General features: G+C 51.8%; 8 protein-coding genes. All 8 read right to left on the reverse strand.

Going from position 1 to position 6,558, the window contains the following annotated elements:
* Window positions 1-22: 22 nt before the first annotated feature.
* The gene (gene dprA, locus RUH64_RS13390) at window positions 23-1,261 is read right to left on the reverse strand and encodes a DNA-processing protein DprA (protein ID WP_313814036.1); all 1,239 of its coding nucleotides are present in this window, start codon (window positions 1,259-1,261) and stop codon (window positions 23-25) included.
* Between the two features lie 60 nt (window positions 1,262-1,321).
* Complete coding sequence (locus RUH64_RS13395; protein WP_313814037.1) at window positions 1,322-2,881, reverse strand: YifB family Mg chelatase-like AAA ATPase; 1,560 nt, start codon at window positions 2,879-2,881, stop codon at window positions 1,322-1,324.
* Window positions 2,878-3,246: a YraN family protein gene (locus RUH64_RS13400; RefSeq protein ID WP_313814038.1), complete on the reverse strand. Its 369-nt coding sequence runs from the start codon at window positions 3,244-3,246 to the stop codon at window positions 2,878-2,880. The genes RUH64_RS13395 and RUH64_RS13400 overlap by 4 nt, the downstream gene beginning before the upstream one ends.
* A gap of 295 nt (window positions 3,247-3,541) precedes the next feature.
* A complete protein-coding gene (locus RUH64_RS13405; protein WP_313814039.1) occupies window positions 3,542-3,862 on the reverse strand; it encodes a DUF2469 domain-containing protein in 321 nt (106 codons plus the stop codon).
* On the reverse strand, window positions 3,862-4,611 hold the full coding sequence (locus RUH64_RS13410) for a ribonuclease HII (RefSeq protein WP_313814040.1): 750 nt from the start codon (window positions 4,609-4,611) through the stop codon (window positions 3,862-3,864). Before RUH64_RS13410 ends, RUH64_RS13405 begins: the two co-directional genes overlap by 1 nt.
* Window positions 4,611-5,312 carry a signal peptidase I gene (gene lepB, locus RUH64_RS13415; protein WP_313814041.1) on the reverse strand — a complete coding sequence of 234 codons (702 nt, stop codon included), beginning with the start codon at window positions 5,310-5,312 and terminating at the stop codon, window positions 4,611-4,613. Before lepB ends, RUH64_RS13410 begins: the two co-directional genes overlap by 1 nt.
* 165 nt (window positions 5,313-5,477) lie before the next feature.
* Window positions 5,478-6,056, reverse strand: coding sequence for a hypothetical protein (locus RUH64_RS13420; protein ID WP_313814043.1), 579 nt, complete (start codon window positions 6,054-6,056; stop codon window positions 5,478-5,480).
* A 179-nt stretch (window positions 6,057-6,235) separates the two neighbouring features.
* Window positions 6,236-6,558 (reverse strand): LPXTG cell wall anchor domain-containing protein (locus RUH64_RS13425; RefSeq protein WP_313814045.1); only part of this gene is annotated, 323 nt, incomplete at its 5' end.

Genomic DNA, 6,558 nt, shown 5'->3' on the forward strand with positions numbered 1-6,558 from the left:
AATAGGCATTCTGTCTCAGAGTTCATGAATGACGTAGCTTCCAGCCCATTTCCTGGTCCGTCGCCAAATTTCGTTGCGCAAGATAAGAAAGCGCTCTCAACGTATTCATGACGGAAATGCCGCTTCGAGCACAAATTTCGTCAACGCTTAGTACTTTCGCATAAGACAGGACATCGAAGACCATTGCCACCTCGGCAGGTAGACCATCGGTCCTATGCTCCCTAGGATCCTTTTCTACGTCTATTGGTATCTCGCCGACAGTCGTAGCTCCAAGTAGTTGTTCTACGTCAGCTGGTGAGGAAATAAGCTCGGCCGAGCCAGAACGGATCAATTTGTGTGTGCCTGCAGAATTAGGCGAAAAAACGCTTCCAGGTATCGCCGCAACTTCGCGCCCTAGGTCTACGGCGTGGCTGGCCGTGTTCAGTGCTCCTGAACGGTGTCTGGCTTCGGTGATGATAGTTAACTGGCTAAAAGCTGCGATCAATCTATTTCGATTCAGAAACCTGAAACGCGTGGGGCTTGTACCGGCAGGAACTTCTGAAAATAGAACGCCGTGGGCAATAATTTGTTGTAATAACGCGTGGTTTCCTGCGGGGTAAAGTCGGTCAGCTCCACCAGCGACAATGGTAATAGTTGCTGGATACGGAAAGCTCCACTGCTCGTGTGAAAGCGCTGCCCGGTGCGCTACGGCGTCGATTCCGTATGCGCCACCCGACACAATGCAATATCCGCGTTCTCCCAATGCCCTGGCAAGTTCGAAAGTAACTTGATTTCCATAGTCGCTGGCATCGCGTGAGCCGACAATTGATATCGAGTTCTGCGCCGACACTGTACCTAGGTTGTCCGGAATTCCGGCCCTCCACCACAAACACAGCGGACGCCCAAATCCTAGTTCGTCGAGTTGTTGGGGCCACTGAGGATCTTGTGCCGTCAGTATTCCCCCTCCGCAGCGTTCCATAGCATCTAATGCGGCATGCGCGTCAGAGAATTCTAGTCGCTTGCGCCATCGCGAAAGCGCAACAGATAGGTCTTGGGCCGAACCCTGCGCAGGACGTTGACCAGTGATTTCTGTCAATCGTTCATTTAAACCCAGCGGTAGATGATCTCTTCTGCCGATCAATGCCAGAAGTTCTTCCGGAGACATGAGTTCAAGCAAGGCACCGGCCGCAACATCGTTGGGTTCGATCAGTTGATTTAGTCCCGCCATAACTAAGTGATGTGCAGGTCGTCCACTCTGATTCGCATTTTGTGGAGTCGTCATTTTCAGGGTCCTTTCAATTGACTACCAAGCACCGCGGCGCGGATGTCGACATGAAGGTTACTAATAGTCGCTCAACCGCTGCCTAAGCTGCACCGCCACATCGACGTCGGCTGCATTGGGCACTTCATGTTCTTGTTGATCGGCCACCGTCCAGGCGACCCTCAGAACCCGATCCACAGCTCTAGCAGAGAGACCAAGCCGATCTGCAGCAAACGCAATTGCAGTGCGGGTCTGGGCTGGGTATGGCAGTTCTTGGCGCAGGATAATTCCTGGCACTTGAGAGTTGCAGGCGATGCCAAAGCGCGCCAATCTCTGTGTTGATCGACCTCTTGCTGCCAAAACCCTCTGACGCACTTGCTCACTTGATTCATTGGAACTAGTACCTGTCAGCTGCGTTCCCAAGACGGGGTTGATCCTCAATTGCAGGTCGGTACGGTCCAAAATTGGTCCGGATAATCGTGCGAAGTATCTGCGACGAGCCATTGGAGTACAACTGCAACTAATTCCAGATCCATAGTTCCTTCCGCAGGGGCAAGGATTCGACGCCATGACCAACTGAAACCGGGCGGGAAGCCGCGCATGACCCAACGTACGATCAAGATGAATAAATCCATCTTCAATGGGTTGTCGTAATGCATCGAGGACACCGGAGTTGAAATGTGCGACTTCGTCGAGGAATAGGACACCGTGGTGTGCCCGTGTGATTGCTCCGGGAAGAATTCTTCGCGTACCACCACCAATCAGTGATGTCAGCGACGCCGTATGGTGGGGTGCGACGAATACTGGCTTGCGCTGAAGCGTGGTGATGGTTGAATCTGCACCGCTGGTCAGTGATCGCACGGCAGTTGCCTCAAGTGCCTGTTCGTCGTTGAGTGGCGGAAGAATCGACGGCAGGCAGCTTGCCAACAGTGTTTTCCCTGCTCCGGGCGGGCCAACCATCATCAGGTGATGTCCACCAACCGCGGCGATTTCCAAAGCCAGCCGAGCCTGCTCCTGTCCGTTGACTATATCCAAGTCTCGAACTTCAGAAGCAATTACAAGGTGACGGGTTGCTGTATCTGTGCTCGTTTTCGTGAACGGCCGGTGTCGCAGGTTAATACACAACTGGTCCGGGGCGGCCCCACAGTGGATCAACACTTGACCCACATGATCCGCGGAAAAAACTTGTGCACCTGGTACGAGCCGTGCCTCGGCTTCATTATCCTTTGCGACTACAACCTGCGGCATTCCGAGCGCAACAGCTAGCTGCACCGCGGGTAATACTCCTGGTACAGGTCGCAGCATGCCATCCAACCCGAGCTCCGCTAAGTACACCGTACGAGAAGGCGGAATCAATTGCCTATCTGCAGCCAATGCGGCTATAAGTATCGCTAGATCAAAAGCTGAACCGAACTTTGGCAACGTTGCTGGTGACAAATTGACCGTCAGCTTCCGATTAGCCAATGGAATCCCGCTGTTTCTCGCGGCCGCTTTCACCCGTTCCCGGGATTCGTTGAGTGAGGCATCCGGAAGTCCAAGGATAATGAATCCGGGTATCCCATTTCCTAAATCGGCTTCAACCTCTACCAACGAAGCCTGCACGCCTTGGAATGCTACTGAAAATGACCGTGCTATGCTCATGACTGCACATCCTGAAGATGTTCGATGACTTTTCCATCTCCGGGAAGCAAATAAACTTCAACAACATCGATCCGTATACTCGGCACATAGGTGCTGTGGCTCTGGGCCCACAGAAGCAACAATTTTTGTAGTCTTCGATACTTGGCGGCGTTGATTGCATCAAATCCCGTCCCAAAGCGTTGCGAAGATCGCGTTTTCACTTCAACGCCAATAACGCGGCCCGTGGAATCCTTCGCTACCAGGTCTAATTCGCCCGCCCTACAACGCCAATTGCGATCTAAGACTTCGTATCCGCTTGCCTTGAGGAAATCTGCAGCTACTTGTTCACCTCTATCGCCAAGAATCTGCTGTTGAGTTTTCGGCATTTGCCCATCCTTTATTCGGCCATGTGCTTCACCCTCCATTCTTCGGTGATGAGTCATCGCGGTACTGACCGTGATTACATAATGTGGATATCACCCATCACCGTGCAGAGTAATCAAAATAGGACAAATCCCCATACTGCCGCTGACTCACCGGCTATCAGCCCGTTATTGAGTTTTCAGAACGCCGTATAAAGAACAAAGGACGAAAACTGCCATGTGGCAGCTTCCGTCCTACACCGATTAATTTGGGTGCTCTCCCTCGAATAGCCTGAACAGCCTGAACAGCCTTGCAATGCTAGGATTCCAATCCTTCTTTTGGAATCTGCAACTCATCGCGATTTAGTTCTTCGACATTGACGTCTTTGAAAGTCAGCACCCTAACGGACTTTACGAATCGGCCCTGACGGTAAATATCCCATACCCACGCGTCAGTTAGTGTAAGTTCGAAGTAAACTTCGCCGGCATTCGATAGAGTTTTCACGTCTACCTGATTTGCCAAATAGAATCGTCGCTCTGTTTCAACAACATAGTTAAACAGTCCTACGACGGTCTTATATTCACGGTATAACTGCAATTCCATGTCGGATTCGTAGTTTTCTAATTCTTCGCCTGACATCACTTCGCCTTTGTTCCTGTGGCTTTACCTTTGTCCTCTTCGGGGGTGGAAGTCAAGTTCCAGGTTTTGCGATGGAAATCGGAGGGACCTTGTTTTGTAATGGCGTCCCTATGCGAAGCCGTCGCATATCCTTTATTCACGTTCCAGCCGAATTCTGGGTAAGCCTCTGAAAGTTCAACCATGATCCCGTCACGTTCCACCTTCGCCAAAATTGATGCGCCGGCGATAGACTGGCAGATCATGTCTCCTTTGATGATCGTTTTAACCGGGACATTTAAGCCGATGGGTTCACGATCATTCGCCAAGAGATCGAATAGATCTTGTTCTGGAGCGGACAGCCAATCGTAGCTACCGTCGAGAAGCACCGCTTGGGGTGGTACTCGACATTGGCTCACTGCTCGCGTTCCGGCCAGACGCAGGGCAGAAGTAACGCCTAGCTGATCTACTTCCTCAGCACTTGCATGCCCAACGCCGTAGCCAACGGCCCACTGACGAACCTGAGTCACGAGTTCTTCACGTCGTGCTGGAGTCAACAGCTTTGAGTCGCGGAGCTCCGGGAACTCGGATACATTCTCGATGTCGATAACGGTGAAGCCTACGGTGATGGGGCCTGCCAATGCGCCTCGGCCGACTTCATCGGCAGCTCCGACGAATCGAATTTTGTGCAGTTTGGCAAGGAGTCGTTCATTATCTAATGAAGTACTTCCTGTCGAGCCTTTGTTATTGCCATTTGAGCGGATCGATGACATTACTGAGTGCGCTCTGGTACATCTGCGAAGACTTCTGGATGAGAATCAATTACTCCCCAGCGGCTTGCCGGCCACGAAATAATCGAAGCCTTGCCCTGCACCGAGTCAATGTCTACGAAGCCACCTTGAACATCAGTGTGGAACCGCGAGTCTGCACTCTCCGCACGATGATCGCCCATTACCCAGATCTTGCCTTCTGGAACCGTGACTTTAAATTCCATGTCGCTCGGATTATTGCCTGGGTAGATATAAGGTTCGGTGATCGGCTCGTTGTTGACGGTGAGCCTTCCATCGGCTGTACAACATTCGACGGTGTCCCCTGGCATTCCGATAATTCTCTTGACTAAGTATTGCTCACCGGCCGCCGGGAGAATGCCTACGAAGGAAAGCGTTGATTCCAGGGGGCTAGGTTCATCCTGCAGAGGAGGCAACCAGTTCAAATCATCCCGAAATACTACAACGTCACCGCGTTCCAAATCAAACGGACCCGGAACCATGATGTTGGCGAAAATCCGGTCATTGATTTGCAGTGTCTGTTCCATCGAGCCTGAGGGAATGTAGTAGGCGCGGAAGAAAAATGTCTTGATGACAAATGACAGTACCAACGCAATGGCCACGATGATGACAATCTCGCGGATGAAGCGCCAGGTCTTATAAAGCGGTCCACGTGATTGCGGACTTGGTGCTGATTCGGCACTCACGATTAGGTTGGTACCTTTCTTTTGCGGTCGATGTTTCCATCTTACGGTTTAGTAAGGTCATATTCCTTGGTCTGGCGCGCGAACGAATAATATCGAAGGATTTTTGCCAAGGTTGAAGTGGTCGCATCGAACCATGGTTCGATAGTGAGACTTTGAAATTCCCGGCTACTTGCCTTCGCTTGCGCTTCCAGGTGTTGCCAATCCCGTACTGTCTTTGAAATCCAGAGGAATCTGCCCTGCGGGCATGTCTTTGGCCAGCCCGTCTTGTATGGCTTCTTTTTGCTCGGGATCAACAGACAAAGTGATACCGCCGGTATTTGGATTTAATGAGTAGGCGTAGATTCCGCTTCGTATACCCGACTCTTGTGTCCCCTGCCACTGCATGATCTTAGCTATGCCTTCACGAAGGTCGGCGTTCGAGTATTGCACGACATGGCCGATAGCACCAGCGTCTTCAATCGTCTTGAGCGCGTCTTCGCTGGTCGTCGACACATGAAGTTCGCCGTTTTCGATCCATCCTTGGACGAAGGTGTCCCCCAATTCATTCGCAAGTTGATCCCTAGTTTTTAGCAAGGCCTCTTGGTCCACAGTTCCTCCACTACTCGACGGCGCTGCATTTGAGGTTTGCTCTGGCGATTGAGCCGGGTTCGAAACTTCCCCACATCCCGTGACGCCGATAGTTAGTAATGCCGCCACCGCCCCAATACTCAAAGCTTTGTTGGCGATAATTTTCGTTGATTGCACGTCTGCTCCTTGAAATTTACTCCCACAGATTTGTTGAAGTAGACCAGTAAACGTGATGCTACTAATACTTCCGGGAAATACGCTTATAACTTTGTGTGTGAAATCAAAGTGCCCCGCTACCTTTTGGTAGCAGGGCACATGGCGGTTACCGTTATTCACCGCCCGTATTGATATTGCTCTTAACCGTGGCGACGGGTGCTACGACGGATAAGTAGGAACGCCGCACCAGTCAAGGCAAGCGCGCCACCAGCTGCAAACAGCGGTAGGCTGTTGGCACCGGTGTCAGCCAAGGGATCGTCCTTCTTTGGCGATTCCTGCTGAGGCTGTTCCTTTGTAGGCGACTTGTCTTCCGAGGACTTGGTTGGATCCTCGTTTTCCGAAGAGGTTGGCGTCTCCGATTCAGACTTTGTTGGCTCCTCAGTTGGAGTCTCAGTCGGCTCCTCGGTAGGAGTCTCAGTCGGCTCCTCGGTAGGAGTCTCAGTCGGCTCCTCGGTAGGAGTCT

Source organism: Glutamicibacter sp. (assembly GCF_032154645.1).
GTDB lineage: Bacteria > Actinomycetota > Actinomycetes > Actinomycetales > Micrococcaceae > Glutamicibacter.

Coding starts and splice junctions, on each gene's coding strand:
- dprA (WP_313814036.1), bottom strand. CDS start 1,261: ATGACGACTCCACAAAATGCGAATCAGAGTGGACGACCTGCACATCAC.
- RUH64_RS13395 (WP_313814037.1), bottom strand. CDS start 2,881: ATGAGCATAGCACGGTCATTTTCAGTAGCATTCCAAGGCGTGCAGGCT.
- RUH64_RS13400 (WP_313814038.1), bottom strand. CDS start 3,246: ATGCCGAAAACTCAACAGCAGATTCTTGGCGATAGAGGTGAACAAGTA.
- RUH64_RS13405 (WP_313814039.1), bottom strand. CDS start 3,862: ATGTCAGGCGAAGAATTAGAAAACTACGAATCCGACATGGAATTGCAG.
- RUH64_RS13410 (WP_313814040.1), bottom strand. CDS start 4,611: ATGTCATCGATCCGCTCAAATGGCAATAACAAAGGCTCGACAGGAAGT.